The sequence below is a fragment of the Actinacidiphila oryziradicis genome (assembly GCF_005047355.1).
GTDB lineage: Bacteria > Actinomycetota > Actinomycetes > Streptomycetales > Streptomycetaceae > Actinacidiphila > Actinacidiphila oryziradicis.
In genome coordinates, this window is the sequence record NZ_SUMC01000009.1 from 43,451 (window position 1) to 69,363 (window position 25,913).

The 25,913-nt window shown below is 69.0% G+C and carries 24 protein-coding genes and 3 pseudogenes; 14 read left to right on the forward strand and 13 right to left on the reverse strand.

Annotated elements, in window-relative coordinates:
• Positions 1-289 precede the first annotated feature (289 nt).
• Complete coding sequence (locus tag FCI23_RS12390) at positions 290-1,021, reverse strand: DUF7873 family protein (protein WP_136723573.1); 732 nt, start codon at positions 1,019-1,021, stop codon at positions 290-292.
• A 544-nt stretch (positions 1,022-1,565) separates the two neighbouring features.
• On the opposite strand from FCI23_RS12390, the gene FCI23_RS59465 reads away from it, so the two are divergent.
• Genes FCI23_RS59465 through FCI23_RS12415 form a run of 5 tightly spaced genes read left to right on the forward strand, consistent with a single transcriptional unit; the run spans position 1,566 to position 5,811 of the window.
• Complete coding sequence (locus FCI23_RS59465; protein WP_246143665.1) at positions 1,566-1,805, forward strand: hypothetical protein; 240 nt, start codon at positions 1,566-1,568, stop codon at positions 1,803-1,805.
• Positions 1,802-2,410: a hypothetical protein gene (locus FCI23_RS12400; protein ID WP_136723575.1), complete on the forward strand. Its 609-nt coding sequence runs from the start codon at positions 1,802-1,804 to the stop codon at positions 2,408-2,410. The genes FCI23_RS59465 and FCI23_RS12400 overlap by 4 nt, the downstream gene beginning before the upstream one ends.
• 1 nt (position 2,411) lies before the next feature.
• Positions 2,412-4,169 (forward strand): putative T7SS-secreted protein, encoded by a 1,758-nt coding sequence (locus tag FCI23_RS12405; protein ID WP_136723576.1) that lies wholly within the window; start codon positions 2,412-2,414, stop codon positions 4,167-4,169.
• 33 nt (positions 4,170-4,202) lie between these two features.
• Positions 4,203-4,499, forward strand: coding sequence for a YrhB domain-containing protein (locus tag FCI23_RS12410; RefSeq protein WP_136723577.1), 297 nt, complete (start codon positions 4,203-4,205; stop codon positions 4,497-4,499).
• A 4-nt stretch (positions 4,500-4,503) separates the two neighbouring features.
• Complete coding sequence (locus FCI23_RS12415) at positions 4,504-5,811, forward strand: YrhB domain-containing protein (protein WP_136723578.1); 1,308 nt, start codon at positions 4,504-4,506, stop codon at positions 5,809-5,811.
• Between the two features lie 320 nt (positions 5,812-6,131).
• Here FCI23_RS12415 and FCI23_RS12425 read toward each other — a convergent pair.
• Positions 6,132-6,560 (reverse strand): annotated as a pseudogene (locus FCI23_RS12425) (PhzF family phenazine biosynthesis isomerase); the annotation flags it as partial.
• A gap of 103 nt (positions 6,561-6,663) precedes the next feature.
• Here FCI23_RS12425 and FCI23_RS12430 point away from each other — a divergent pair.
• Complete coding sequence (locus tag FCI23_RS12430) at positions 6,664-7,353, forward strand: endonuclease V (RefSeq protein ID WP_136723580.1); 690 nt, start codon at positions 6,664-6,666, stop codon at positions 7,351-7,353.
• On the opposite strand, the pseudogene FCI23_RS63665 reads toward FCI23_RS12430, so the two are convergent.
• Both FCI23_RS63665 and FCI23_RS12435 read right to left on the reverse strand, forming a co-directional pair.
• Positions 7,281-7,582: pseudogene (locus tag FCI23_RS63665) on the reverse strand (hypothetical protein); the annotation flags it as partial. The gene FCI23_RS12430 and the pseudogene FCI23_RS63665 overlap by 73 nt on opposite strands.
• Before the next feature lie 70 nt (positions 7,583-7,652).
• A pseudogene (locus FCI23_RS12435) lies at positions 7,653-7,766 on the reverse strand (LLM class flavin-dependent oxidoreductase); the annotation flags it as partial.
• Between the two features lie 279 nt (positions 7,767-8,045).
• On the opposite strand from FCI23_RS12435, the gene FCI23_RS12440 reads away from it, so the two are divergent.
• Entirely contained in the window at positions 8,046-9,440 is a 1,395-nt protein-coding gene (locus FCI23_RS12440; protein WP_136723581.1) for an FAD-dependent oxidoreductase, read from the forward strand.
• A 255-nt stretch (positions 9,441-9,695) separates the two neighbouring features.
• Here FCI23_RS12440 and FCI23_RS12445 read toward each other — a convergent pair whose 3' ends face one another.
• The 3 genes from FCI23_RS12445 to FCI23_RS12455 form a co-directional block, all read right to left on the reverse strand.
• Positions 9,696-10,379, reverse strand: a complete 684-nt coding sequence (locus FCI23_RS12445) for a GntR family transcriptional regulator (protein ID WP_211265295.1) — start codon at positions 10,377-10,379, stop codon at positions 9,696-9,698.
• A 65-nt stretch (positions 10,380-10,444) separates the two neighbouring features.
• Positions 10,445-11,599, reverse strand: a complete 1,155-nt coding sequence (locus tag FCI23_RS12450; protein WP_136723582.1) for an acyl-CoA dehydrogenase family protein — start codon at positions 11,597-11,599, stop codon at positions 10,445-10,447.
• 34 nt (positions 11,600-11,633) lie between these two features.
• Positions 11,634-12,833 (reverse strand): CaiB/BaiF CoA transferase family protein, encoded by a 1,200-nt coding sequence (locus FCI23_RS12455; RefSeq protein WP_136723583.1) that lies wholly within the window; start codon positions 12,831-12,833, stop codon positions 11,634-11,636.
• A 119-nt stretch (positions 12,834-12,952) separates the two neighbouring features.
• Between FCI23_RS12455 and FCI23_RS12460 the strand changes: the two genes are divergently transcribed.
• The 3 genes from FCI23_RS12460 to FCI23_RS12470 all read left to right on the forward strand — a co-directional run bounded on the left by FCI23_RS12460 (position 12,953) and on the right by FCI23_RS12470 (position 15,129).
• Entirely contained in the window at positions 12,953-13,537 is a 585-nt protein-coding gene (locus tag FCI23_RS12460; protein WP_136723584.1) for a MaoC family dehydratase, read from the forward strand.
• Positions 13,534-14,400, forward strand: coding sequence for an HpcH/HpaI aldolase/citrate lyase family protein (locus tag FCI23_RS12465; protein WP_136723585.1), 867 nt, complete (start codon positions 13,534-13,536; stop codon positions 14,398-14,400). The genes FCI23_RS12460 and FCI23_RS12465 overlap by 4 nt, the downstream gene beginning before the upstream one ends.
• Positions 14,401-14,598: 198 nt before the next feature.
• Positions 14,599-15,129 (forward strand): GNAT family N-acetyltransferase, encoded by a 531-nt coding sequence (locus FCI23_RS12470; RefSeq protein WP_136723586.1) that lies wholly within the window; start codon positions 14,599-14,601, stop codon positions 15,127-15,129.
• Positions 15,130-15,235: 106 nt separating this feature from the next.
• Here FCI23_RS12470 and FCI23_RS12475 read toward each other — a convergent pair whose 3' ends face one another.
• Complete coding sequence (locus FCI23_RS12475; protein WP_136723587.1) at positions 15,236-16,126, reverse strand: class I SAM-dependent methyltransferase; 891 nt, start codon at positions 16,124-16,126, stop codon at positions 15,236-15,238.
• Between the two features lie 279 nt (positions 16,127-16,405).
• On the opposite strand from FCI23_RS12475, the gene FCI23_RS12480 reads away from it, so the two are divergent.
• Positions 16,406-17,017 carry a transglycosylase SLT domain-containing protein gene (locus FCI23_RS12480; protein WP_136723588.1) on the forward strand — a complete coding sequence of 204 codons (612 nt, stop codon included), beginning with the start codon at positions 16,406-16,408 and terminating at the stop codon, positions 17,015-17,017.
• A gap of 238 nt (positions 17,018-17,255) precedes the next feature.
• Here FCI23_RS12480 and FCI23_RS12485 read toward each other — a convergent pair whose 3' ends face one another.
• From FCI23_RS12485 to tatA, 4 genes are all read right to left on the reverse strand, one after another.
• Positions 17,256-17,831, reverse strand: coding sequence for a TerD family protein (locus FCI23_RS12485; protein WP_136723589.1), 576 nt, complete (start codon positions 17,829-17,831; stop codon positions 17,256-17,258).
• Positions 17,832-17,928: 97 nt separating this feature from the next.
• A complete protein-coding gene (locus FCI23_RS12490; RefSeq protein ID WP_211265296.1) occupies positions 17,929-19,644 on the reverse strand; it encodes an LCP family protein in 1,716 nt (571 codons plus the stop codon).
• Positions 19,645-19,961: 317 nt separating this feature from the next.
• Positions 19,962-20,912: an undecaprenyl-diphosphate phosphatase gene (locus tag FCI23_RS12495; RefSeq protein ID WP_246143666.1), complete on the reverse strand. Its 951-nt coding sequence runs from the start codon at positions 20,910-20,912 to the stop codon at positions 19,962-19,964.
• 209 nt (positions 20,913-21,121) lie between these two features.
• Complete coding sequence (gene tatA, locus FCI23_RS12500; protein WP_136723590.1) at positions 21,122-21,412, reverse strand: Sec-independent protein translocase subunit TatA; 291 nt, start codon at positions 21,410-21,412, stop codon at positions 21,122-21,124.
• A 146-nt stretch (positions 21,413-21,558) separates the two neighbouring features.
• On the opposite strand from tatA, the gene FCI23_RS12505 reads away from it, so the two are divergent.
• Complete coding sequence (locus tag FCI23_RS12505; RefSeq protein WP_136723591.1) at positions 21,559-21,966, forward strand: Sec-independent protein translocase subunit TatB; 408 nt, start codon at positions 21,559-21,561, stop codon at positions 21,964-21,966.
• Positions 21,967-21,999: 33 nt separating this feature from the next.
• On the opposite strand, the gene FCI23_RS12510 is transcribed toward FCI23_RS12505, so the two are convergent.
• Positions 22,000-22,653 carry a hypothetical protein gene (locus tag FCI23_RS12510; RefSeq protein WP_136723592.1) on the reverse strand — a complete coding sequence of 218 codons (654 nt, stop codon included), beginning with the start codon at positions 22,651-22,653 and terminating at the stop codon, positions 22,000-22,002.
• Positions 22,654-22,815: 162 nt separating this feature from the next.
• On the opposite strand from FCI23_RS12510, the gene FCI23_RS12515 reads away from it, so the two are divergent.
• Both FCI23_RS12515 and mgtA read left to right on the forward strand, forming a co-directional pair.
• Complete coding sequence (locus tag FCI23_RS12515; protein WP_136723593.1) at positions 22,816-23,208, forward strand: ArsR/SmtB family transcription factor; 393 nt, start codon at positions 22,816-22,818, stop codon at positions 23,206-23,208.
• Complete coding sequence (gene mgtA, locus FCI23_RS12520) at positions 23,192-25,909, forward strand: magnesium-translocating P-type ATPase (protein ID WP_246143668.1); 2,718 nt, start codon at positions 23,192-23,194, stop codon at positions 25,907-25,909. Before FCI23_RS12515 ends, mgtA begins: the two co-directional genes overlap by 17 nt.
• Positions 25,910-25,913 lie beyond the last annotated feature (4 nt).

The following is a 25,913-nucleotide window of genomic DNA, read 5'->3' on the forward strand; positions in this document are numbered from 1 at the left end:
CTTTGAACTACCGTGCCACGAGGAGAGGCACAGACAGGACTTGAACCTGCATCCGTCGATGATCGTCCGCACTCGGTCGATCCGGTGTTCGGCGGCGAATGCTGAGACTTGAGCGAGAATCTGAGATTCAGGGGGCCGCCTCTTCCAGACTTGGGCCACCCCGGCGCGTGTGCCGGGGGAGGGATTTGAACCCTCAACTGATACCCCTGTTCAGCTTCAACTTCAGTTTCAGCTTGCGCTCTCGCGCACCCCCCGCTCTCACGGGGGGCGATCATGAGGCTACCGGAACCTAGCGGAACAGGTAGCCGAATACCGCGTCGCCGACCCGCTGGTCGGTGACCTCGGTGCTGTTGGCCTCCTCGCGGGCGTACTTGACGGCCTGCTGCAGCTTCTCGACCCGGTCGAGCAGATCGTTCACCCGCCGGGCGGGAAGCGCGCCGGAGAACTTCACCGTGGTCCAGTACCCCACGGGGATGTCCTCGTAGTACACCTCGACCTGCGCCGGGTGCTTCTCGGTGGCCTCGGCCTTCACATGGTTGCGCGGGACCTTCTTGGTGCGGATCGTACGTACCGGGTCCGTCTTCCAGGAGTCCGTCGACGGATCGAGGTTCCAGGACTCGGAAGCGTCCAGCATCGGGAGCTTGCGTACGAACGTGTGCAGATCTGTGAGCTGCTTCTCCAGGAAGAGCAGATACGGCACCGGCACCTGGGCCAGCAGCACCGTGCCGTCCACGACGACATCGGCGCTGGCGGTGCGGTTCGCCCAGTCCTTGGTCGCCGTCACGTCGAAGAGCCGGGTAAGAGTCGCCGCGGTCGTCCTCAGAATGTCCTCGGCCTTGGCCTGAACCCGGGTGGACTCCGGCGGCAGCTGCTCGCCCTCCTCGTCCTTGGGCTGGTACGTCCGAGAAATGCCGGCCAGCAAGGCGGGCTTCTGGAGGTCATGGTGAGCCTGGGTCAGCTCCTGGAGCGACTTGGACTTGACGCCCTTTTCCACGGCGATTATCTGATTCAGCTTCGGCACGAACCGGAAACTATCAGTCCCACCCCGTTCACACATCCCAATTTCGGTCCGCACCGAACCGCACCGCACCGCAGCCGCGGCAAGAGCAGGCGGCGAGACTTCGGGTGACCGCTCCGCGAAGTGATCGAACGTCTGTCACATGAGCGGACTCTCCGCGCGAGCAATGGTCTCGCGGTTGACGGCGGACATGCAGATACCTGTCCCCTGCGGGGAGCAACGCCTTGCATGCGGTGACTACTTCAGGCTGTCACGCCCTGAGCGGCCCTGGGGGCGTGGCAGTACTTCACCGTCAAGAAGTGAGCGGGTAGGGCCGGCGGTACCCTCATGCCTGGGACGTGCGGGTACTCGAACGGGCCGGAGCGGCGGCCGCTGCGGGAAGCGGAGGGGTGAGAGGCACGTGATGGGTGCGGCGGAGTTGGCGGGTCGGATCGCTGACATGCATCTGGGGCGCATGAACGGGCGGGGGCTGGTGGCTGAGTTCCGGCGCGCTCTCGCTCTTGTTCCGCTGTGTGAGGGGGGTTTGTGGTCGGTGGATGCTGAGGGTGTGCGGTGGCTGCTCGCTTTTACCGGTGAGGAGGCGCTGAGCCGGTTCGCGGCCTCGCGGGGCATCGATGCCGGGGCCGAGGTGCCGTATATGAGCGTGTACGGGGCGCGGTTGCTGGAGGTGGCGGTCCCGGCGATGGGTGTTCCGGCGGGGGTCGCGGTGGATGTGGCGGGGCCGTGGCCCGCGTTGCTTCCGCCGGTGGTGGGGATTGTGCCGGAGGCCGTGGCGGTGGCGGCGTGAGCGGCGGGTATCAGGTCGATCCGGAAGCGCTGAAGCTGGCCGCTGAGGGCATCAATGGCGCGATCAGCGAGCTGAAGAGCCTGGGTATCGAGGAGAGCGGCGAGGTCGGCCGGGGTTTCTCCAATGTCGAGTTGACCGGGATGCAGCTCGGTAACGCGGGTCTGCGGGGTGATTTCGACGCGTTCTGCGAGCGATGGTCGTGGGGTGTGCGGACGCTGGTGCAGGACGGGAACGAGATCGCGAAGCGGCTGGGTCTGTCGGCGGGCATCTACTACGACCAGGAGCAGTACACCGAGGGGACGTTGAAGGACGTGGTGAACGCCGCGACGGGCAATCCGTACCTGACGCAGGACCAGGTGGAAGCCCAGTCGTGGGGCAAGACGCTGTCGGACAACCCGTTCACGCAGGTCCGGGACGCGGACTATTCGGAAAAGTCGTTCGAGCAGTCGGCGCTGCACTCCGGGCAGACCTGGCAGGCTGAGGGCCGGGACCTGATGGACGGCCCGATGGGCATCCAGAAGAAGGTGGCGGACCAGGTGGGACTGGGCCAGGAGTACGACCAACTGCAGAACAACATCGTCGGTCCCGAGCAGAAGCAGGGCTGACATGGGTTTCGGGGACCTGGTAGGCGAAGTCTGGGACGCCGGGAAGAAGGCGACCGGCGAGGTCATCGACAGTGCGGCGCATGTGGTCGGCTCCGGGCTGGACGCGGTCGGCCTGGACGGCGCTGCCCACGCGGTGGACCAGTGGGGCGACCGTACTGCCGACAGTCTCGGCGCGGACATCGCCGAGCTCGAACTGGGCCAGAGCGAGGACCCCAAGCAGCTCATCCACGGGGATGCGGCCGCGATCCGCCAGTCCGTCGGGCACCTGCGGAAGTTCCACGCGGCGTTCGACTCGACGGGGTCGGGGCTTTCCCGGCTGGACTCCGAGCACTGGCAGGGCCAGGCCGCGGAGGCGTTCCGCGCCAAGTTCGCGCCGCATCCCAAGCAGTGGCTGACGGCGTCGGCCGCGTGTGAGAAGGCCGCCGGCGCGCTGGAGACCTATGCGCACACGGTGGAGTGGGCACAGGGCCGGGCGAAGGAGTGCATAGACCGGTACCGCAAGGCATCCGATGCCTACGACAGCGCCAAGAACGCGTACAACAAGCAGGTCGACACCTACAACGCCCAGGTGAAGAGCTACAACCAGGCGGTCTCCGCCGGCCGCGACGCCGGGACCGCCCCGGTCAAGCCAGGGCAGTTCCAGGGCGACAGTCATCTGACCCAGATGAACCTGGCAGAGATGTACCTTCACCAGGCGCGCGTCCAGCGGGACTCCGCCGCCAAGACCGCCGGTGAGGCGCTCCGGGCAGCCACCGCCACCGCCCCGGCCGAGCCGGGCTTCGCCACCCGGCTCCTGGACGACGCCAGTGACCTGGCAACCGGCGCGCAGGTCGGGGCGGACCATTTCACCGGCGGCCTGGTGAAGGGCGGGGCGGACCTGCTGAAGTTCGCCCGTGGTCTGAACCCGGAGGACCCGTACAACCTCACCCATCCGGCGATGTACCTGGACCACATCAACACCACGGTCGCCGGAATGCTGCATGCCAGCAACCACCCCACCGAGCTGGTATCCGCCCTCGCCGGTTCCGGCTGGGGATCCGACCCGGCCGAGGCGTTCGGCAAGCTCGTCACCAACCTCGCCGCCGGAGTCCTGACGGACGGCGGCAGCGTGGAGGCGTCCGTCGCCGAACGCGAGTCCGTCGGCATTATGGAGAACGCCGCCAAGGGCGAGGCGGAGAACGCCGCCGAGCACGGCGTGGCGAACAGCGGCCAGGCGCTGCCCGACGGCTGGACCATCGATCCCACCACTGCGGACAACGAGGCGACTCACGACTGGAAGCATTTGGCCCAGTCGACGGATCATGTCTCCGCGAAGGCCATTCACAACGATGTCGCGGACGCGGAAACGCGGCTCAAGTTCGAGAACGACCAGTACCCGTGGCTGAAGGATGTGAACGGCCAGGGGCCCGGATACGATATCAATTGCTCGCAGAATGTGGAGGCGGTGAACGGCCGGCTGGACGGCCATGACTCCACCGCCGCTCCGCTGGCCTCGGAGAAGTGGCCGGACAAGGCGACGCTGGGAAACCCCAACGCCGACTGGGAGGATGTCGGGAGCTACGACAAGGTCATCGAGGACATGGACAAGAGGGGTGAGGGATCCCGTGGAGTCGTCTACATATCCAGACCGAATGGGACGGCCCATGTTTTCAATGTGATCCACGATCGCAATGGAGTCGTCTTCCTTGATGGGCAGTCAGGTCATCTCGGCCAACTGGAAAAGAATGTCAGCCATGTCTTGTACATGCCCTACAAGTAACTGCCCCGCCGAACAGCCGATCGGACTGCTCAAATGACCAGAGAAGAGGCCGTGGAGACGGCACGTGTCTTCCTGCACGGGATCTACGGTGACGGCCCCCCGACCATCGTCATCGATCCGGCGGAGGCTGTGGAGCACTCCCTTGCCTGGACGGTGCTGTTCGACTCCCAGGAGCACATCGACACCGGTGATTTCACCCAGGCGCCCTTGTTGAGGCTCGTCGTCGTCTTCAAGGACAAGTCGGACGTCGTCTTTCATCCTTCCGCCTACACCGTCGAAGAGTCGGAGGCGTGGCTGGCCACCGGGCAACGCCCGCAGAGGCTGTCCTGAGCACATGACGAATCCGACTGAACAGGCCGACAGCTGGCTGCGCCACCGCTACCAGGGAATGGTGGAACTGTCCGCCCCCGCCCCGGTCGCGGAAGGGGCCCAGGCGTGGCTCTTCGGCTGCCGCGCGCGGCCGGTGCCCGGTTACCCGGATACCGCCATGCTGACCTCGCTCGTCGCGGTTCCGAAGAACGGGACCCAGCCCTTCCATCCGGCCACCGACGACCCCTGGGGCGACCTGGCCGCCTTCGACCGTGACCCGGTACCCCGCGACCCCGAGTCCCAGGCACTGCGCACGAACGCACGTGGCTGCGTCCTGGCTGCGGACGCCGCCCTGAACGGCGGCCGGGCCACCCCGCTGGCCTGGCGGCCCTACCATGAGGCGCCCGGTTGGTGGGACCGCCTGGTCCGCGGCTACTTCCCCGCCGCCGAGGTGTCCGCCTGCGCCGGCTGGGACGAGGTCATCGCCGCGGTACAGGCGCCCGGCCCGGACACCCGGGGCGTGGTCTGGATCCGCCGCGAGCTTCATGGTGCCGAGGCCACCGGGCACCTGATCTACGCGCAGAACAACAATGGCCAGGTCGTGCTGCTCGATCCGCAGGCAGGCCGGCTGGCGCGCCTTGAGCCTGCCGGGATCCGCCAACTGACCCTGGCCCGTTTCCCGGGAGGTGGCGGCCCGGACTCCGGGCCGGAAGGACCCGCTTGGCGCCGGCCGGCCGCAGACTCGGCGTCGGCGATCAGCAAAGCGGAGGAATGGCTGGCGGACGTGTACAGGGGTGAGGTCGCCCTGGTCGCGCCGTCGCCCGCCGACGAACTCGCGCGGGGCTGGCTGTTCGCCTGCAACACCAAGGCGTTCCTGAGCGGCGGACGTCCGGCCGACGCGATGCTCGACGCCGCCCTGGTCGTCCCCAAGGACCACCGCGAGCCGTTCGGACTGCCCAACTCCGACCCGTGGGGCTGGCTCGCCCGCTGGGATGCCGGCACTGAACCAGGCACCGAGGGCCTTGACCTGCCTCCCAAGCCTGGTCCCGCCGCGTGGATGCCGTCGACGATGAGCCGGCTCGGGTCCGTCGTCTCCGTCACCGATCACACCGCCTGGCCCACCGTCCTCGCCGAACTCGCCACCTCTCCCGAGGGCGCCCGTGCGGTGGTCTGGGTGCGCCGCAACGACCCCCAGGGCCGCGAGTCCGTCGGCCTGCTCGTCGTCGCCGCCCACACCCCCACGGGCCTCGTCCTGATCGACGCCGCCCGCGACGCCCCTGCCGAACTGGACAACAACGGTGTGCGCTCCCTCCACCTCATCCGCTACCGCTGAGCGGCCACAGCGACGCGGCCTTGTCGCTCGCCACGGGACACTGCGCTGGAGTGGGCCCCCCGCAGGCGTGGGTCCCCTCCCAGGATGACTTGGCCGGCCGGCCCGGGGCGCGGGGACCGGGTGGCGGCTTCCCGGCCGGCGGCTGGAAGCGGCTCAAGGGTGATCCGCACACCTGGCCCGGCCGCCACCTCAGCCGGCGTGCCCGGCGTCGGGTTGGCATGCCCCACTACGTGGGGTGTCACCGCACCGGCTGGTAGTCCCCGTCCGACAGGACCGTGCGGAACGGCATCACGGTCTCACTCCTCCGGGAGCCGGACGGCCTCCGCCGGGCGGGAGTGGCCGGGGACGCTGGTGAGGGTGGCCCGGGGCGGTCCGTCGCCGGTGGTGGTCGTAACGCGGATCTCACCCGCCGCGGTGTCGAAGACGAGTTCGCCGGGGCCGCTGCGCTCGGCGAGGGCGGCCGCGGTGGCGATCGTGGCGTGCCCGCAGAAGGCGACCTCGGCGCGGGGGCTGAAATACCGCACCCGGTAACGGCGTGCGGCCTCGTCCCGCGCCGTGACGAACGCGGTCTCCGAGTAGCCGATCCGGGCGGCGACGGCCAGTATCGCGGTGTCGGCCAGTGCTCCGGTGCCGAGGACCACGCCGGCGGGGTTGCCGCCCGAGGGATCGGTGGTGAAAGCCGAGTAGCGCAGCACGTCGACGGCGTGTTCGGCGGTATGCGGTGAGGTTCCTGGTACCGATGCGGTCATGGAAGCGACGGTTTCATCCTGTGGGGCATAGCGTCCAACGATTCTTTTCGGACCTGGCTGAGCCCAAATGATCGAATGTGGCGTCGGATTGGAGTCTCCCTCGATGCTTGTCCCCCATAGTTCCCGATGGCCTACCTCGGAAGAGGCCGCGGTCCGCGAACAGGAGCGTCTGCGTGATCTGGTGGATATCACCGGACCCGGACCGGATCTCACGAACGGTGGCATGATCGTGGGTGTCGATGTGGCCTACGACGATGCCCACAACAGGGCTGTTGCCGCCGCAGTGGTGCTGGATGCCGCAAGTCATCTGGTGATCGACCAGGCCACCGCAATCGGTCACATCACGTTTCCCTACGTTTCGGGCTTGCTCGCGTTCCGCGAGCTTCCTGTTGTCCTCGATGCGCTCGCCGCTCTCCGACACGCCCCCGATCTCATCGTCTGTGACGGCTATGGCTTCGCCCATCCGCGACGCCTCGGGCTGGCGAGCCATCTCGGTGTGCTCACCGGAATCCCTACCTTCGGAGTCGCCAAGTCTCCCTTTCTCTATGCTTTCGACACGCCTGGGGCCCAACGCGGCCAGAGTTCTCCGCTCCGGGACGGAGAGCAGATTGTCGGTCGCGCGTTGCGCACCCAGCGAGGCGTGAAACCGGTCTTCGTTTCGGCCGGACACCGTATCGACCTCGACCATGCCTGTGCCCACACGCTCGCGTTGGCCCCGCGCTACCGCCTCCCGGAGACCACCCGCCAGGCCGACCAACTGTGCCGACGCGCCCTGGCCGCGGCCCGTGCGTGATGGCTGTGGCCGTCGGACGGTCCTTGCCGGGGAATCAGCGGGGGGATGGTGCGCGGTGGGCGTTGGCGGCGCAGTTCGTCGCGGAATTCCTCGATGCGGGAACTGATCTGCCGGGCGAGGTGGGCCTGTTCCAGCCGGTCGAGGTAGAGGTTGCGGCGGGTTTGGTGCGCTCGGTGAACCGGACGTCGCCGAAGTCGCCGCGCACGGCGGCGGCTATGGAGCCGTTGACGGCTTCTGAGCACGGTCCGCGTTCTGAGCTCGCCCGGTTGCTCCAGCCTCCCGTGATCGCGGGCCGGGGGTCAGGCGGCAGGGCGCCGGCCCAGGGCCGGGCCGAGCTTGGTGGCGATGTCGGTGAGGATCTGGACGTAGTCGTCGTGGTCGAAGGTGAAGGGCAGCGCGAACGCCACCGAGTGATCGTAGCGCCGTTGTCGATGCCGCGTACACCTCGATCCGCCCCGCTGCGGCGGGCCGCCGTTGCAAGGACCGTGCCGCCCGCCGTCGCGCGGTCACGTCCGTGATCCGACGTCGGGCTCCCGGCGGCCGGTGCGTAAGAGCGGTCGGTTACCGTGAGATCCCGCAGGTGGCAGCCCGACGGCGTTGTCGGATCTGCTCTTCGCCGCCCGCTCGGCGGCGGGCCGCTTGATCTGCCCGGTCCTGTTCCAGGGTCCCGTTAGCCGGAGGAATACTCATCCATGCCTCGTCCTATACGAGTAGCGATCATCGGAGCCGGTCCCGCCGGGATCTACGCCGCCGATGCTTTGATGAAGTCGGACGTCGGTCAGGACCCCGGTGTGTCGATCGACCTGTTTGAGCGGCTTCCAGCCCCGTTCGGTCTGATCCGTTACGGCGTGGCCCCCGATCATCCGCGGATCAAGGGGATCATCAGCGCGCTGCACCAGGTTCTGGACAAACCCCAGATCCGCCTTTTCGGCAATGTCGGCTACCCCGGTGACCTCGGTCTCGACGAGCTGCACCGGTTCTACGACGCGGTGATCTTCTCCACCGGCGCCGACGCGGACCGCGACCTCATGATTCCGGGCGCCGAGCTCGACGGCTCGCACGGCGCGGCCGACTTCGTGTCCTGGTACGACGGCCACCCCGACGTCCCCCGTGACTGGCCCCTGGACGCGCGGAAGGTCGCGGTGCTCGGCGTCGGCAACGTCGCGCTCGATGTGGCCCGTATCCTGGCCAAGACCGCCGATGAGCTGCTGCCCACCGAGATCCCCCCGAATGTCCACCAGGGCCTGGCGGCCAACAAGGCCGTTGAGGTGCATGTATTCGGCCGGCGCGGACCGGCGCAGGCCAAGTTCAGCCCGATGGAGCTCCGCGAGCTCGACCACTCCCCGAACATCGAGGTCATCGTCGACCCCGAGGACATCGAGTACGACGACGGCAGCATCGCCACCCGCCGGGGGAACAAGCAGGCCGATATGGTCGCGGCCACTTTGGAGAAGTGGGCCATCCGCGATGTCGGCGACCGCCCGCACCGGTTGTTCCTGCACTTCTTCGAGTCGCCCGTCGAGATCCTCGGCGAGGACGGCAAGGTCGTCGGACTGCGCACCGAGCGGATGGAGCTCGACGGCACCGGCAACGTGAAGGGCACCGGCCGCTTCCGCGACTGGGACGTGCAGGCCGCCTACCGCGCTGTGGGCTACCGGTCCGCCGAGCTGCCGAAGCTGCCGTTCGACACCTTGTCCGGCACCGTCCCCCACGAGGCGGGCAGGGTCGTCGAGGCCGGCGCGCACCTGGCGTCCACGTACGTGACGGGGTGGATCAAGCGGGGACCGGTCGGCCTGATCGGCCATACCAAGGGGGACGCCAACGAGACCGTGGCCTGCCTCGTCGAGGACTACCGCAACGACCGGCTCCGCAGCGCCGAAACGCCCGGGGAGGAGGCCGTCGTGGCGTTCCTGGCGAGCAGGAAGATCGCGTACACCACTTGGGAGGGCTGGCATCGCCTGGATGCCTACGAGCGCTCGCTCGGCGAACGTGAGGGCCGCGAGCGGGTCAAGGTCGTCGAGCGCCGGATCATGCTCCGGACCAGCTCTGCGGAGGCCGCCCCCGGCGAGGACGAATCAACGGTGTGAGCCGGGGATCCGGCGTTCGGCCCCACCGGGGGAACAACGTCGGGGGACCGGGTTGTAGACGATGTACAACCGGTTCGCCGGGGCCGGGGCCGGGGCCGGTGGCCGGGCCCGCTTCGACGAGGACACCAGCGGGCCGCCGGAGGCGGTGCCCGCACCGCAGGGCCAGGCCCTGGACGGGGCACGGCCTGCTGGGGCGGGCCGTTCGCGAAGTAGGGCACGGCATCGGCGCCCCCGTCGCGTAACTACCCACGGATGTCAGCGGTCCGTGGAGAGGTGCTGGGCGAGCAGTTCGCCGGCGCGGCGGATATGGCCGGCCATGGCCTGGCGTGCGGCTTCGCTGTCGGAGGCGCGCAGGGCCTTGAGGATGGCGTGGTGGTCGTGGGAGGAGGCGTCCGGCCATCCGCCGATGGTGGGGTAGAACCGGCGGGGTGCGTAACGGAGGGTCGAGGCGAGGAGCCAGTGGATCTTGGGCGCGTCCGAAATATGGTAGATGGCCCGGTGGAATTCGAAGTTGAGCTCCTCGACCTCCGCGAGGTCGCCGCGTTCGGCAGCCTCCTCCAGCCTGGTCTGGATGTTCTGCAGGGCCTTGACATCGGCCGAGGTGGCGAGCCCCGCGGTACGGGCGCACAGTTCGCCGGCCAGGAGGGCCTGGGCTTCGAAGGTGTCGCTGACGTCCTTCGGCGACAAGGGCGAGACCACGAACCCACGACGGGGTTCGACCTTGAGAAACCCCTCGGTCTGCAATTGCAGCAGGCCTTCGCGGGCAGGGGTGGCACTCATGCCGAGATCGTCGGCGACCACTTCCGGGCGGATGTACTCCCCGGCTTTCAACTGACCGGAGATGATCAGCTCACGGACGTGGACGGCCGCTTCATCGCTCAGTCGCGGTCGGCGTCGCCGCGCGCGCTCGGAAGATGTGCTGGACATCGCAGCGGTCATGTCATGGATCGTAGTTGAGTCGCGGGGCCGCCGGTCCTCGGCCGGTGCCGTCCCGGGCTGGGCGTTCAGCATGAGAGGCCACCGCGTTCGACCAGTTGCTTGACGATGACGTTCTTCTGGATCTCGTTGGTGCCTTCACCCACGATCATCAGGGGGGCGTCGCGGAAGTAGCGCTCGACGTCGAACTCGGTGGAGTAGCCGTAGCCGCCGTGAACCCTGATCGCGGTGAGGGCGATATCCATCGCGGTCTCCGAGCAGAACAGTTTGGCCATGCCCGCCTCCATGTCGCTGCGGTGGCCGGAATCGAGCCGCTCGGCGGCATGCAGCAGCAGTTGCCGTGCGGCGGCGAGTTTGGTGCCCATGTCGGCCAGATGGTTGCCGACGGACTGGTGCTGCCAGATCGGCTTTCCGAAGCTCTCACGCTGCTGGGCGTACTCCAGCGAGTCGTCGAAGGCGGCTCTGGCCACGCCCGTCGCGCGGGCGGCGACCTGGATCCGGCCGATTTCCAGCCCCCTCATCATCTGGCCGAAGCCCTGCCCCTCCTCGGCGCCGAGCAGCGCGTCAACCGGGACCCGGGCGTCGTCAAAGGTGAGCTCGCAGCTCTCCACGCCCTTGTAGCCCAGCTTGGGAAGGTCTTTGGACACCGTGAAGCCGGGGACCTTCTCCACCAGAAGAATGGATACGCCCTTGTGCCTGGGCTCGGCGGCGGGGTCGGTCTTGCAGAGCAGGGCCACCAGCCCGGCCCTGCGGGCGTTGCTGATCCAGGTCTTGGAGCCGTTGATCACGTATTCGCCGCCCTCGCGCCGCGCGACGGTGCGCATGGCCTGGAGGTCCGATCCACCGCCCGGCTCGGTCAGTGCCATCGTCGCGCGCAGCTCCCCGGTCGCGAGCCTGGGGAGGTACTTCTCCTTCTGCTCCTCGGTGCCGTAGGTGAGGATCAGCTTGGCCACCACGGTGTGACCGCCCATGGCGCCGGCCAGGCTCATCCAGCCGCGCGCGAGCTCCTCGGTGACCAGCGCGTAGCAGGGCGTCGAGACCTGTACGAATCCGTATGGCTCCGGGATCGCGAGACCGAAGATCCCCATGTCTTTCATCTGCTGGATGAGCGCCTCCGGATAGGTGTTCGCGTGCTCCAGTTCCCGGACGACCGGCTTCACCTCCCGGTCGACGAAGTCCCTGACGGTCTTGACGATGGCCTGTTCTTCGGCGTCCAGCTCCATGGTGGAAAGTCCCCTGCTCGTCGGTATTTCGGGATCAGATGATGTGCCGGTCGTGGAGCGCGGCGATGGCGGCGGGTGAGAGGCCGAGTTCTTTGAGTACGTGGCCGGTGTGGTCGCCGAGCGCCGGGACCGGGTCCATCCGCGGTTCGTCGTGGCCGAAGCTGATCGGGGGCAGCAGTGCCCGGACGGTGCCGGCCGGGGTGGCTACATCCCGCCATCTGTCCCGTTCGCCCAGTACGGGATGGGCCAGGAACTGGGACACGGTGTTCAGTCCGGCGTTGGCGGTCCCGGCCAGGTCGAGCAGCGCGGTGGCCGGGGCGGCGTCGAGTTCGCCGAACCGCCCGGCGATCAGTTTGTCCAGCACCGTGCGGTTGGCGACCCGGAGAGTGTTGGTCGCGAAGCGCTCGTCCGTGGCGGTTTCAGGGGCGGCCAGGAACGTGTCGCAGAACCGGGTCCATTCCGCCTCGTTCTGGATCGAGATCAAGATGGTGTGACCGTCGCGCGTGGTGAAGGGACCGTAGGGGGCGATGGTGGCGTGCTGGGCTCCGGCGCGCGGCTGTTGGCGGCCGCTGCCCGCGGTGTAGTGCGCCGGCTGGCCCATCCACTCCGCCAGTGCCTCGAAGAGTGACACCTCCAGGGCTGCGCCCTCGCCGGTGGCGCGCCGCTGGTACAGGGCCGCCAGGACGCCGCTGAATCCGTACATCCCCGCGGCGATGTCTGCCACGGAGATGCCGACCCGGGCGGGCTCGTCCGGCGAACCCGTCAGCGAAACCAGGCCCGCCTCGCACTGGACGAGCAGGTCGTACGCCTTGCGCTGGGCCCAGGGTCCGTCGCTGCCCCATCCGGTGATGCTCAGGACGATCTTCGACGGGTCCCGCTCGCGGACGGCTGCGGCCCCGAGCCCGAGCCGGTCCGCCGCGCCGGGGCCGAGATTCTGGACCAGCACATCGGCCCGGCCGACCAGCTGGTGCAGGATGTCGCGTCCCTCGGGCGACTTCACATCCAGGGTCACGGACTCCTTGGAGCGGTTCAGCCACACGAAGTAGCTGGACAGGCCGCCCACCGACTCGTCGTACTGCCTGGCGAAGTCGCCCGTACCCGGTCGTTCGATCTTGATTACCCGGGCGCCGAGGTCCGCCAGCTGCCGGGTCGCGAAGGGTGCGGCCACCGCGTGTTCGAGCGTGACCACGGTGATGCCTGCGAGTGGAAGGCCTGCGCCGCCGTTTTTTGCCATGCTCTATAGAATATCTTATTGACTGTCAACTTTATAGTCTATAGAGTTTGGCTGAGTCGCAGCGGCCTCTGGACAGGCCGGCGAGCTCGACGGCATCCCGGAGTCAGGGGCACGCGAAAATGACCGACAACCCGACGGCGCCTCCGTCCGAGCGCACCGCCACCATCAGCTGGGAAGGCCGCTACCTGGAGGACTTCACCGTCGGTGACGTCTACCGCCACCCGCTGGGGCGGACGGTGATGGAGGTGGACAACAGCTGGCTGACGCTACTCACCCAGAACACCGCCGCGGTGCACTTCGACAGGCACTACGCGTCGCGCACCCAATGGGGCCGTCCGCTGGTCGACTCCACCTTCACCCTCGCCCTGGTCACCGGCCAGAGCGTGCACGACGTGTCGATGAATGTCATGGCCAACCTCGGCTGGGACCGGGTGCGACTGCCCAACCCGGTCTTCGAGGGCGACACCATCTACTCCCAGTCCGAGGTCCTCTCGGTCCGTGAGTCCGGCTCCCGCCCCGACGTGGGCGTCGTCGAGGTGCGCACCATCGGCTTCAACCAGGACGGCGTCATCGTCATCACCTTCGAGCGGACCCTGCTGGTCTACCGGCGCGGCCACGGTCCCGGGCGGGCCTCGGTCGAGCCCAAGTGGGACGCCCGGTCCCTCAAGGCCGCGGGGCTCGACGCACCGGACGGCAGCCAATGACCGGTCAGGTCTACGGGGCCGGAGCACGCTCATTCCTGTTCGTACCCGGGACCCGGCCCGACCGCTTCGCCAAGGCCGCCGCCAGCGGCGCGGACGCGGTGATCCTCGATCTGGAGGACGCCGTGGCCCCGCAGGACAAGGCGAGCGCGCGAGCACTGGTCGCCGGTCACGTGAGAGACCAGCAGCAGGCGCTGGTCCGTGTCAACGGGGCCGGAACTCCTTGGTTCGCCGACGATCTGGCCGCATTCGCGGATGCCGGCCGACCGGCCGGGATCGTGCTGCCCAAGGCCGAGTCCCCGGAGCAGGTGGCCGAGGTGCTCACAGCCCTTGGCCTGCGGGTTCCGATATTCACGTTGATCGAGTCCGCCCGCGGTGTGCGTGACGCGAATCTCATTGCCCAGGCTCCGGGCGTTACCCGCATGATGTTCGGCAACCTGGATTTCGCCCTGGACGCCGGCATTACGGCCCGCAGCGCCGACGAGCGGGAACTGCTGTTCGCGCGCAGCGCCCTGGTGATCGCCTCCCGAGCGGCCGGGCTGCCCGGGCCGGTCGATGGGGTGCAGCCCGACATCGAGAACGACGAGGCAACGAGGACCGCCGCCCGCAACGCCGCCGACCTCGGCTTCACCGGGAAGCTGTGCATCCATCCGCGCCAGATCCCCCCGGTGCACAGCGCATTCGAGCCGTCCGCCGATGAGCTGCGCTGGGCCGCGCGCGTGCTGGAGCTGGCGGGAGATTCCGGCGGCGCCGCCATGCGTCTCGACGGGGAAATGCTCGACGCGCCCCGCCTGGAACTCGCCCGGCGCATTGTCGGCGCCGCCCGGAAGGCACCCGCCGGAGGCAAGCCTTCCGAGGACCAATGACCCAAGGCGGCACTGATCCGCAGCGTCCAGCCGCCGGCCGTCACGCCGGGCGCGACCGTGCGCCCGGCAGAAAGGAACCGATGCTCATGTGCCACCTGACCGGTGCCGCCCAGGGGTCTGTCGCGAAAGTGTTGGCCGCCGTAGCCACACCCAACAATTAGGTTGATAGCCGCGGAGCGAGTCGGATAGGAACAGCTCATGCTGCGAGGAAACAAGATCGGGCTCCGGGCCCGGTACGAGTCGGACGTCCCGGTCCTGCACTCCGAGCTTTACGACGACGTTGCCACGCGATCGAGAGCCGACTCGCGGCCCTGGCGCCCCATCGCGCCGGGCTCAGCGGCATCGCCGTATGCAGTCGCCGATCCTGGTGATGAGGCTGCCTGCTTCTCTGTTGTGTCCCTCGAAAACGACGAACTGGCCGGGGAGGCGCTGTTGTGGGGTATCGACACCCACAACAGGAGCGCGCACCTGGGCATCTCCCTGCGGCCGGAATTCCGTAAACGCGGGCTCGGCGTCGACGTCGTTCAGGTGCTGTGCGACTACGGCTTCGCGGTGCGCGGCCTGCACCGGCTGCAGATCGAAACGCTTGCGGATAACACGGCGATGATCCGCGCGGCCTCCCGCGCCGGGTTCACCCAAGAAGGGACACTTCACCGTTCGGCGTGGGTCAACGGCGAGTTCGCCGACGAGGTGATCTTCGGGTTGGTGGCCGACGCGTGGCGGAGGTGACCCGCCGACCGACGGCCAGGGGGTCGGGTGGCCCTCGCGGGCGGCGTACTGCTCGCCGGAGGACCCGGGACCTCAGGCATTCAGCTGCCGCGCGCTCAGCGCGGGTTCACTCGGGCTGACCCGTCGAGTTGTCCCTTGGGCCGCGCACGCGTGCGTGGGCGATGCATGACAGGTCGGACGGCTTGAGCGTGTCTTGGCGATCCCACTCAGCGGCGTGGAGCATGTCGTGCTGGCGGACGTGCTCGATGAGTTGGAAGCCGTGGCCGGACAGCAGCGTGGTGAGTTCCTGCGGGTCGAGGAATGTCAGCCATGGTTCGCCGCGTTCGGCGGCGTTGGGCGCGACGAGGTCGACGTAGGTCTGGGCCGTGGCGTCGCGCAGGCTCTTGGGGAGCATGTAGTCCATGATGATCTCGGTGCCGGGCGCAAAGCCCCCGATCGCACTGAGGGTTTCACTGATGGCCGTATGGGTGAGATACATACTCACGCCGAGCCAGGCGATGATCGAGGGCCGGCTCGGATCGAAGCCATTCGTTGCGAGGCCGTCGGCCAGGGTCTCGCTCTCGAAGTCCTGTGCCACGTGGGTGACGTTGTCGGGGATCGGGATGTTTGCGGCAGTCAGCCGGTGTTTCTTGTCCTGCTGGGTGGCGGGGTGGTCGACCTCGAAGATACGGACCTGGGGGGCCAGTTCAGATCTGTAGGCGAACGTGTCGAGGCCGGCGCCGAGGATGACGTACTGGCGTATGCCGGCGCGGATGCTCTCGGCGACACGGTCCTCGGTGTAGCGGCTGCGGCAGGTGACTTGGGCTCTGGCGGTGGCCAGCACGAGGTGGTTGCCGTGGGCGCGGTGGTAGCCGAGAAGCTGCTCGGCTTGATCGCTCAGCAGTGATTCGGCGAGTGTGTCGGCGAAGATCACCGGTGGCTGGTCGACGATCAAGTGGGCGGCGCGTGCGGCCGCGGCTGTCAAAGCGGTGCTGCTGGGTTGTCCGTTGGTTGACACGACACCAACCGTACTTCGCAATTTTGACAGTATAGCAGAAGTAGAATTAATTAGCAACGGCTATAGATTTCACATTGGCATCGATCGCGCTGGCCCAGATAACGGAGCCCTCCGCCTCACGATGACCTGAGGCCCCGGTGCTTCCCGCCCGCCATTGGGCGGACAATCAGAGCACGACGGTCACAGATACGGGGACGCGGCAGGAGGCAGCGGGTGCGAGGACTTCGGGGGAGGTGGCGTTGGCCGGCGGCTGCAGCCGTGTTGGTGGCCGGGTGGGCCATGGCGCGCGGCGGACACGGCATCAGCTCCGAACACGGGGCGACGGCTTCCGCGATGCCCAGCGTCACCACCGCACCGAGGCCGAGCGCGATCGGCCGGCCCACCGCGACGGGGACCGCCGACCAGGATCCAGCGCGTTTCGCGGCGCAGGTGCGTTTGTACGCGGGTCAGGCCGGTCTCTCCCCGCAGTTGCTGATGGCGATCTTGTACAACGAGTCCTATAAACCGCACGACCCTGCTTTTGAGCGAGCTTGGCAGCGGATCAAGCCGGACGCCGCGTTCGGCGTCGCCAACATGCACAAGGCCGCCTTCGACGAAACCAAGAAGGGCCGCGACTTCGCCGACCGGAGCTGGCAGGAACTGCCCGATGACCCCGGCCTGGCCATCGAGTCGGCAGCCTGGTACCTGCACGACCTGGCGGCGGGGCTGCCCGCGCGATGGACCGCCCCCTACAGCAGGAACGAGCTGCTGGCCCTGGGCTACAACGCCGGACCGGCCAACATGCAGGCGTTCGCCCGGGGCGTGAAGCCGGGTGCGACCGCGCAGTCCTATCTGGACCGCCTGCGCGCCCACTGGGCCACAGCAGGGCACGTCACCCAGAGCCGCGGCTGACGAACGCTCAGCGGGGCGGCGGTCCGTCGGTCACCCGGCAGCCAGGTCGACCAGATGGGCTCGGCGCCCTGTCCCGGCCGCCACGAGAGGTGAGTGGTGGGACCGCCCGCAGGGGGGAGGCGGGCGGTCCCGGTCTGTGGTTGCCGATGCCCGGCCGACTGAGAGGCGCGGCCTCTACGGACGGAACCGGCGACCAGGGGCACCCGGTGGTCCAGTGCGGTCACCGCACTGGACCGCGTTAGACGTGGACTCCGTAGTCGGTGGCGATGCCGGCGAGGCCGGAGGCGTAGCCCTGGCCGATGGCGCGGAACTTCCACTCGGTGCCGTGGCGGTAGAGTTCGCCGAAGATCATGGCGGTTTCGGTGGAGGCGTCCTCGGTGAGGTCGTAGCGGGCCAGTTCCCGGTTGTCGGCCTGGTTGACGATGCGGATGAAGGCGTTGCGGACCTGGCCGAAGCTCTGGCCGCGCTTCTCGGCGTCGTAGATGGAGACGGGGAAGGCGATTCGCTCGACCTGCGCCGCCACCGCGGCGAGGTTGACCTTGATCTGCTCGTCGTCGCCGTCCCCGCCGCCGGTGAGGTTGTCGCCGCTGTGCTCGACCGAGCGGTCGGGGCTGGCGAGGTTGTTGAAGAATACGAAATGCTGGTCGGACAGCACCTTGCCGTCCGCTCCACACAGCAGCGCCGAGGCGTCGAGGTCGTAGTCCGCTCCGGTGGTGGTGCGGACGTCCCAGCCCAGCCCCACCACCACGGCGGTCAGCCCCGGCGCCTCCTTGCTCAGCGAGACGTTGCCGCCCTTGGACAGGGTCACACCCACGAGCTACCTCCCGGATCCTGCGATTTCTACCTGTACGGGAATGAACGGGGCACGGCCCGCCACGGTTCCGGAATTGCGCAATCTTTGAAATGAGTGGTCATGAGGCCGAGTCCGGCTGCTTGGTGGCGGCTGCGTACGCCTGGGCCGGAGTCATGGCCACGCCGCCGATCTGGACGGTCTTGTACGGGCTGACCTTGGCGCAGCTACTGCCGGCGGCGGTCTGGGCGTGGGCGTTCGAGACAGCGGCATGGGTGTCGGCGGAGGCGGCTGAGGTGGTGCCGCCGGGATAGGTGCTGCCGCTGGGCCAGTCGGCGCCGATCACCAGGGTCAGGCCGGTGGCGGTGCCCTGGGTGAGGTGTGAGGAGGACAGACCCAGTGCCTTGGCCACCGTCTGCGCCTCGGCCTTCTGTCCCGCGCCGTAGGTGAGCGTGGTCTTCGCCGCCAGGGCGGGGGCGTTGGCGGACGTCGTACCGGGGCTGAAGCCCTTGGCTGTGAGCTCGGAGGCGATGACGGAGGCGCGTCCGGTGGTGCTGGTGCCGTTCTCCACCCGTACGGCGATCTGTGCGGCCGGAACCGTCGCCGTGGCGGTGGGGCTCGTGGAGGCGGACGGTGCGGACTTCTTCCCCGAGGCGGCACTCAGTGACTGGTCGTTCGCGATGGTGGCGAACAGGGTCTTGGCTGCCGAGGCGACGACGAGCCGGTTGGAGTTGGACGGGTCGGGGGCTGTCTGCATGGTGGTGAAGGTCATGCGCTTGGAGGGGACCTTGTTCAGGTCGGTGGCGAGTCCGATCAGTTTCTGGATGCTGCCCAGGCCGGTGTCCACGGTGAGCGCCTTGGTGGCGGCGTCGGCCAGGGAGTAGACCTTGGTGGGGTCGGTGAGGGTGCCGGCGCTCTTGAACTTACGGATCATCGCGCTGAGGAAGAGGTGCTGGGCATAGGTGCGGCCCAGGTCGCTGCCGTCGCCGAAGCCGTGCCGGGAGCGGACGAATTCCAGGGCCGCCACGCCCTTGAGGGTGTGGGCGCCCTTGGCGAGCTTCAGGTGCGAGTACGTGTCGTACACGTTGTTGCTGACGCAGACCGACACTCCGCCGACCGCGTCGGACATCTGGACCACGCCGGAGAAGTCGAGCATCACGAAGTGGTCGATGGGTATGCCGGTGAGCTGGTGGATGGTGGCCACCTGGCAGGCCGGGCCGTACTGCAGGGCGCTGTTGATCTGGCCGTAGTAGCCGCTGGTCGAGGTGCCGGTCGCCGTGTTCTTGCAGGCGGGCACCTGGGTCATGGTGTCTCGGGGCACGCTCATCACGGTGGCGTTGGAGCGGTCGGCGGAGATGTGGACCACCATCTCCACGTCCGCGTTGTGCCCGGCCGTCGAGCTTGCGGATCCGCAGCCGCCGCCCAGCTTGCAGTCGGTCTGGTTGTTGCGGCCGTCGGAGCCGATCACCAGCATGTTGATCGGGGTCCGTCCGAAGGCGTCCGCCTTCTCCGTCCCCGCGTTGCCGTTGGTGCCGTCGGTGAGCCCGAGGCTGTGGATGTTGCCGTTCAGATGCTGGTACAACCAGGCTCCGGCTCCGGCGGTCGCCAGCACCAGGACCGATACGGTGATCAGGGCGATGCGGGCGATCCGCCGGCGGCGTGCCGCCGGTTTGGCCCGACGGCCCGACCGGCCGTCCCGGGAACGCGCGGCGGCCCGGCCCGCGGCCCGGCCGCCCGCAGGCCGCGGCCCGTGACTGTTACCGGTGCGCGGCTGAGAGGGCACGGGCCCACGGGTGCGCGTGGCCTGGCGGCCGGGGCTGTCCCCGGGGTCGGTCATCTGCCACTCCCTCGTACGGTGGAGCCGGGGGTCCTGCGGTCGGGCGGCAGGACACCGCCGCCGTGTTGAGGAACAGCGGCCTGGTTTTGGCTGTCCGTTTCCAAGACGGAGAAGAGCTTCCTCATCTTGGATTGCATACTTGCGCAATATAGCAATAGGCAGGTGTGTTGCCGAGTGATCTCTCGGAACTCGCCGGTCGTCCGTACTTCCTGGACGATTGAAGGCGCGGAATGGTTGCGCGGAAAGGGACCCGCGTACAGCGGGGGCGAGGTCGGCGGGTTCCCGGCCGCTCCCCGGTCCGCCGGGCCGCTGCACCCTCAGCCGAGCGTGAGATAGGCGAGACTGCCCAGCCCCGCCAGGGTGCAGTAGATGGCGAACGGGGTGAGGGTACGCGTCTCGAAGTACCGGGTCAGGAAGCGCACGGCTATGTATCCGGCGACAAAGGCGGCGACACCGCCGGCCAGCACCTGGCCGCGGATGCCGTCGCCGGCATGCCCGAGCAGTGATGGCACCTTCAGTAGGGCGGCGGCGGCGATGACGGGGGTGGCCAGCATGAACGCGAAGCGCGCGGAGTCCTCGTGCGACAGCCCCCTGAAGATGCCGGCGCTGATGGTGACCCCGGAACGGCTGATACCGGGCAGCAGGGCCAGGATCTGGGCCGCACCGATCATCGTTCCCTGGCGGAAGGACAGCGCGGCGATACGGCGGTCGGAGAGCTCGTCCGGATGCAGATGCTCCTCCCCGGGGGCGGGGGAGTGCCCGGCCCGGCGGCGGCCGGTGCCGCCGCGCCGCAGCCGCTCGGCGACATACAGCACGATGCCGTTGAGCGCGAGGAAGGCCGCGGCGGGGATCGGCTTGCCCAGCGTGGTCCTGAAGAGATTGTCCAGGGCGAGTCCGGCGACCCCCACGGGGATGGTCGCGATGATGAGCAGCCAGGCGAGTTTCTGGTCGACGGTCTCGATCCTGCGTCTGCGGATCGAGCTGAACAGTCCGCTGATCACTCGTCCCCAGTCCCGCCGGAAGTAGACGATCAATGCCAGGGCGGTGGCCAGGTGCAGGCCGATGAGGACGTTCAGGTAGGGCGAGTTCTCGGCCGAGACGTTCAGATCCCGCGCCCAGTGCCCGCCGAGCAGGGCCGGCAGCAGGACGCTGTGGCCGAGGCTGGAGACCGGGAACAGCTCTGTGACGCCCTGGAGCAGGCCGACCCCCACGGCTTCGGTATAGGTCAAGGTCGCCATCTCGGGCCTTTGTTCGACGGACTGGTTCACGGCGGCAGCGCACCGCGCCGATGAAACTACTACATCATGTAGAAGTTCTGTGATCATCGCGGACTTGTTCGCGGTCCGGACGCTCCACGTTCACCTCGGTGCCCGCAGGCGGCAGGGCGTCGTTCGGCAGCGCGCGCCGGTCCGACCGGTCCTTGACGGGCGCCCGCGTGTCCCGCCCGGGGCGGCCCGAGCGGGACACGCGGGGCGGCTCAGCGCATGGTTGATGAGGTCTCGCCCACCGGCCGCGCTGTGGCGGTCTCCCCGGAGGCGGTCTGAATGGTGCGGGGCTCCGGCTGTCCGGCCGCGCCGGGCGTGGCCGACTCCGTTGTCTGTGCGGTCGGCGCGTCGTCGTCCTTCATCGCCCTGGTCTCGCTCTTGAGAATGCGCAGCGACTTGCCCAGTGCCCGGGCGGTGTCCGGCAGTCGCTTGGAGCCGAACATCAGGATCACCACCACCGCGACAACGAGCAGGTGCCAGGGCTCCAGACCGTTCCTGAGCATGCGGGGTGCCTCCACCGTGGTTCGAATCCCCGTGGCGATCTGCCGCGCGGGCGTAAAGCTTGCTACATTGCGCAATTATGCGACCCTCCGCCGGAGGGGGCAACGCCCAAGGTCCGCGGCGCCCGATTCACCGAGGAGAGACGAAGGTGTTCTTCGACCTCAGTCCGCTCAAGCTGCTCGCGCTCGTCATCCTCGGCACCATCGTCCTCGGCCCCGACAAGCTGCCCGGGATGATCTCCCAGGCTGCGCGCGTCCTCCGCAAGGTGCGCGCGTTCGCCGAGGACGCCAAGCAGGAAATCCGCGCCGAGCTGGGGCCGGAGTTCCAGGACTTCGAGTTCGAGGACCTCAATCCGCGCACCTTCGTGGCCAAGAACCTGCTGGCCGACGACACCCTGGGACTGCGCCAGATCCGTGACGGCTTCCGGCTGGACGACGAGGCGGAAGCCGTACGCGAGGCGGTACGCACTGCCGGCGACAGCGTCGACCTCATCCAACAGGACCCCGGCCGGGCCCCGGATCGCCCGCCTGTCCCGTACGACTCCGACGCCACCTGACGACACCGTGGACGAGAGCCCGTGCCGATCGGATCAGACCGACTCCCGGCCGGGCGGTTCTGACGTCGCGTCGCCTCCGCCTCCGCCACCGTCGCCCGGGGCCTGGTCGGCCAGTTGCCGCCTCAGGTACGGCAGGACTCCCCGGTCCCGCAGCGCGCTCCGCCAGGCGGCCCGTGCCTCGGCCACCCGCCCGCCCCGGGAGGCGGAACCGCCTCGTACCGCCGTCAGCAGCAGACCGACGACGGCGACGACGAGGGCTGCGACGCACACTCCTGCCGCTATCAGCCCGGAGGCGATCAGCGGCCCGGCGATCGCGATACCGCCGCCGGCAGCCCTCAGCCCGTATCCGAGCGCCAGCAGGAGTAAGGCGGCGATGCCCGCCAGGAAGGGCACCAGGACCGCCAGCAGCGGTACCAGCCCCGCGCCCCGGGCCGCCGTACGATCGCCGTCCGCGCCGGATGCCGCATGTTCCCGGTCGAGCAGGGCGACGTAGGCGCCGTATTCGGGCGCGGCTGCCGTCGCGATCATTTCTGCGGCGCGCAGTGTGAGGGTGCGCAGTTGTTCGCTGTCCAGCCCGGTCCCGGAGCCGCGCAGGCGGCTTTGGATCTCCTCGCTGTGCAGGGCTTCGTCGAGGACACCCTCGAACTCGGGCCTGTCGTCGGCCCGCAGACGCGGCGTGCTGTCCATCTGCCGGTTCCCCCGATGCACTCGTCATCTTCTTCCCGGATAGACCTCCAGGATAGCCATGAAGATTGCCGCATTGCGTAATCATGCAACCAGGTGTGGGCGGTGGCGGCGCGCCGGTTGCGTACGCTGGTGCCACGCATCACGCCGGAACACGGCCAGGAGATGTTCAGAACACGGGAGGTCCATGTGACGAGCTCCGCCGCCGGGCCGACCGACCCCACCGCGGAGGTGCTGCAGAACGCGGCAGCCGCCTTCAGCCTGCTGTCCTCCACGATGCGGCTGCACATCGTGTGGGTCCTGGCCCAGGGCGATTGTGATGTGACCGGGCTGGCCGAGCGTGTCGGCGGAACGCTGCCGGCGGTCAGCCAGCACCTGGCGAAACTCAAGCTCGCCGGACTGGTTCGCGCACGACGCGAAGGACGGCGGCAGGTCTACCTGGTGGACGACCCGGACGTGGTGACCGCGGTGCGGCTGATGGTCGGACAGCTGGCCCAACGCGCCGACCACGCCAACCGTCCCGCCCGGCTGCGCAGCGCCCGTGACCTGGGCGCCTGAAAGTCTCCCGGCCGCCGGCCGCCCGCCTGTCACCCCGGACCAGCGGGAGGCGTCGGCAGTCGGCGGCGCCCGCGATATGGCCGGGCTGACCGTCCTGGAAGTGCTGCGCCGCCTGGACAGCGGGCCGCGCGGACTACTGGAGACACAGGCCGATCACCGGCTGGCCCATTACGGCGAGAACGCCCTCCCCGCCCGGCGCCCGGTCTCCTGGCCCGCACGTTTCGCACGCGGCCTGCGCGATCCGTTCACCGGCGTACTGCTGTGCCTGGGACTGGTGTCGGCCGCCGTCTCCTCGTGGGGCACGGCCTGCGTGATCACGGTTCTGGTCCTGGTCAGCTGCGCGCTGCGCTCCCGTGCGGAGTACCGGGCCGACCGCTCTGCCGCCGCGCTGCGCGAACTGATCACCACCACCGCCACCGTCCAGCGTCAGGCCGGTCCGGCCTCCGCGCCGCGCACCCGCGAGATCCCCGTCGACCAGCTGGTGCCCGGCGACGTGATCCGCCTCACCCCCGGCGACATGGTCCCCGCCGACCTGCGGCTGTTGCGCGCCAGCAGCCTGACGGTGCACCAGGCGGCCCTGACCGGCGAATCAAAGCCGGTCACCAAATTCCCACTCGACGCCCCCGGCAGAGATCCCCTTGCGGACGCGGCCCTGTTCGAGCAGCCGCACCTGTGCTTCCAGGGCAGCAGCGTGGCATCCGGCAGCGGCACCGCCGTCGTCATCGCCACCGGCGCCGGCACACGGTTCGCCGGAGCGTACGGCAGCACCGCGCGGCGGCGCGGCGAGTCCGCCTTCGACCGCTCGGTCAACGGCATCTCCTGGATCCTCATCCGGTTCATGCTGCTGACCCCGCCGCTGGTCCTCATGGCCAACGCCGCGCTGCGCGGACGCGGACTGGAAACCCTGCCGTTCGCGGTCGCGGTGGCGGTCGGCCTCACTCCCGAGATGCTGCCCGTCGTCGTCACCGCGGTGCTGGCCCGGGGCGCCACCATCCTGGCCCGCCGCCACGAGGTGATCGTCAAACGGCTGCCCGCGCTGCACGACCTCGGCGCTATCGATGTCCTGTGCACGGACAAGACCGGCACCCTCACCCAGGACCGGCCGGTCCTCCACTGTTCCCTGACCCCCGACGGCCGGCCCGGCCCCGAGCCGCTGCACTGGGCAGCCGTCAACAGCCTGTGGACACTCCAGCTCGCCGACCTCCCCGCCCCCGACCCCCTCGACGAAGCGATCCTGGACGCCGCCGAACCGGAAGGTTACGAGTACGAGGGCGTGGCCGCGCTGCCCTTCGACCCGGTACGCCGCCTCGCCGGCGCCCTGGTGCGCCGCCCAGGCCGGACCGGCCCGCACACCCTGGTCGTCAAGGGCGCGCCGGAGGACGTACTGGACCGGTGCACCCGGGTCCGTACCGCAGGCCATGATGCCGAAGACACCGAAATCGACTCGGCCGCCCGGCAGCGCTTGCGTGAACTCGTCGAAGCGAAGGCCGCACAGGGACTGCGGCTGCTCGCCGTGGCCGTCACCGAACTCCCTGCCGGACTCCCCGCCGAACTCCCCGCCGAACTCCCCGCCGGACGGGGTCGTCTGACCTCCGCCGACGAGCACGGTCTGACTCTCACCGGCTTTGTCGCCCTGAGCGACGCACTCGCGCCCACCGCCCCCGACGCCCTGACCGCGCTCGCCCGCAGCGGCGTCGCCGTCAAGGTCCTCACTGGCGATCACCCCGGCACCGCCGCCGCCGTCTGCCGCGACCTCGGCCTCGCCATCGACCCCGGCACTGTGGTCACCGGCGACCGGATCGCGGAACTCAGCGGTCCGGCGCTGGCCGAACTGGCCGCCCGGACCACGGTCTTCGCCCGCTGCACCCCCGAGGACAAGGCCCGCGTCGTAGCCGCCCTGCGCGAGAGCGGCTACACCACCGGCTTCCTCGGCGATGGCGTCAACGACCTGCCCGCCCTGCAGACCGCCGACATCGGACTCTGCCCCCGCGACGCCGTCCACGTCACCCGCGAGGCCGCCGACGTCGTCCTCGCCGCCAAAGACCTCACCGCCATCGGCCACGCGATCGCCGCCGGACGCCATAGCACCGGAAACATCGTCACCTACTTGCGTATCACCCTGTCGTCCAACCTCGGCAACGTCATCGCCATGCTCGCCGCCGGGCTGCTCCTCCCCTTCCTGCCCATGCTCCCCGCACAGGTCCTGCTGCAGAACCTGTGCTTCGACGCCGCCCAGCTCACCTTCGCCCTCGACCGCCCCGCCCCCGCCGCCCTGCGCGGCCCCGCGACTCTGCGCCCCCATGCTTTTCTCCGCTACATCACCGGCTTCGGCCTGCTCAACGCCACCGCCGACCTCGCCACCTTCGCCATCCTCACCCTCACCGTCCCCGGGTCCGGCCACCCAGCCGGCCAGGCCGCCTTCCACGCCGGATGGTTCACCGAAAACCTCCTCACCCAGGCCCTCGTCATGCTCCTGCTCCGCGCCGGCCGGCCCGCCCCCGCACCCATCTGTCTGGCCGCCGCCGCCCTTGCAGCCATCGGCCTGCTGCTCCCGCTCTCTCCCCTCGCCCCCGCCCTGGGGATGATCACACTCCCGGGCCTTTACTACCTGCTGCTCGCCAGCGTCCTCACGCTCTACGGAGCAGGTCTGGCCCTCGCCAATGCCCGCCACCAACGACGCTATGGCGACGGCAGTAGTTAGGAAG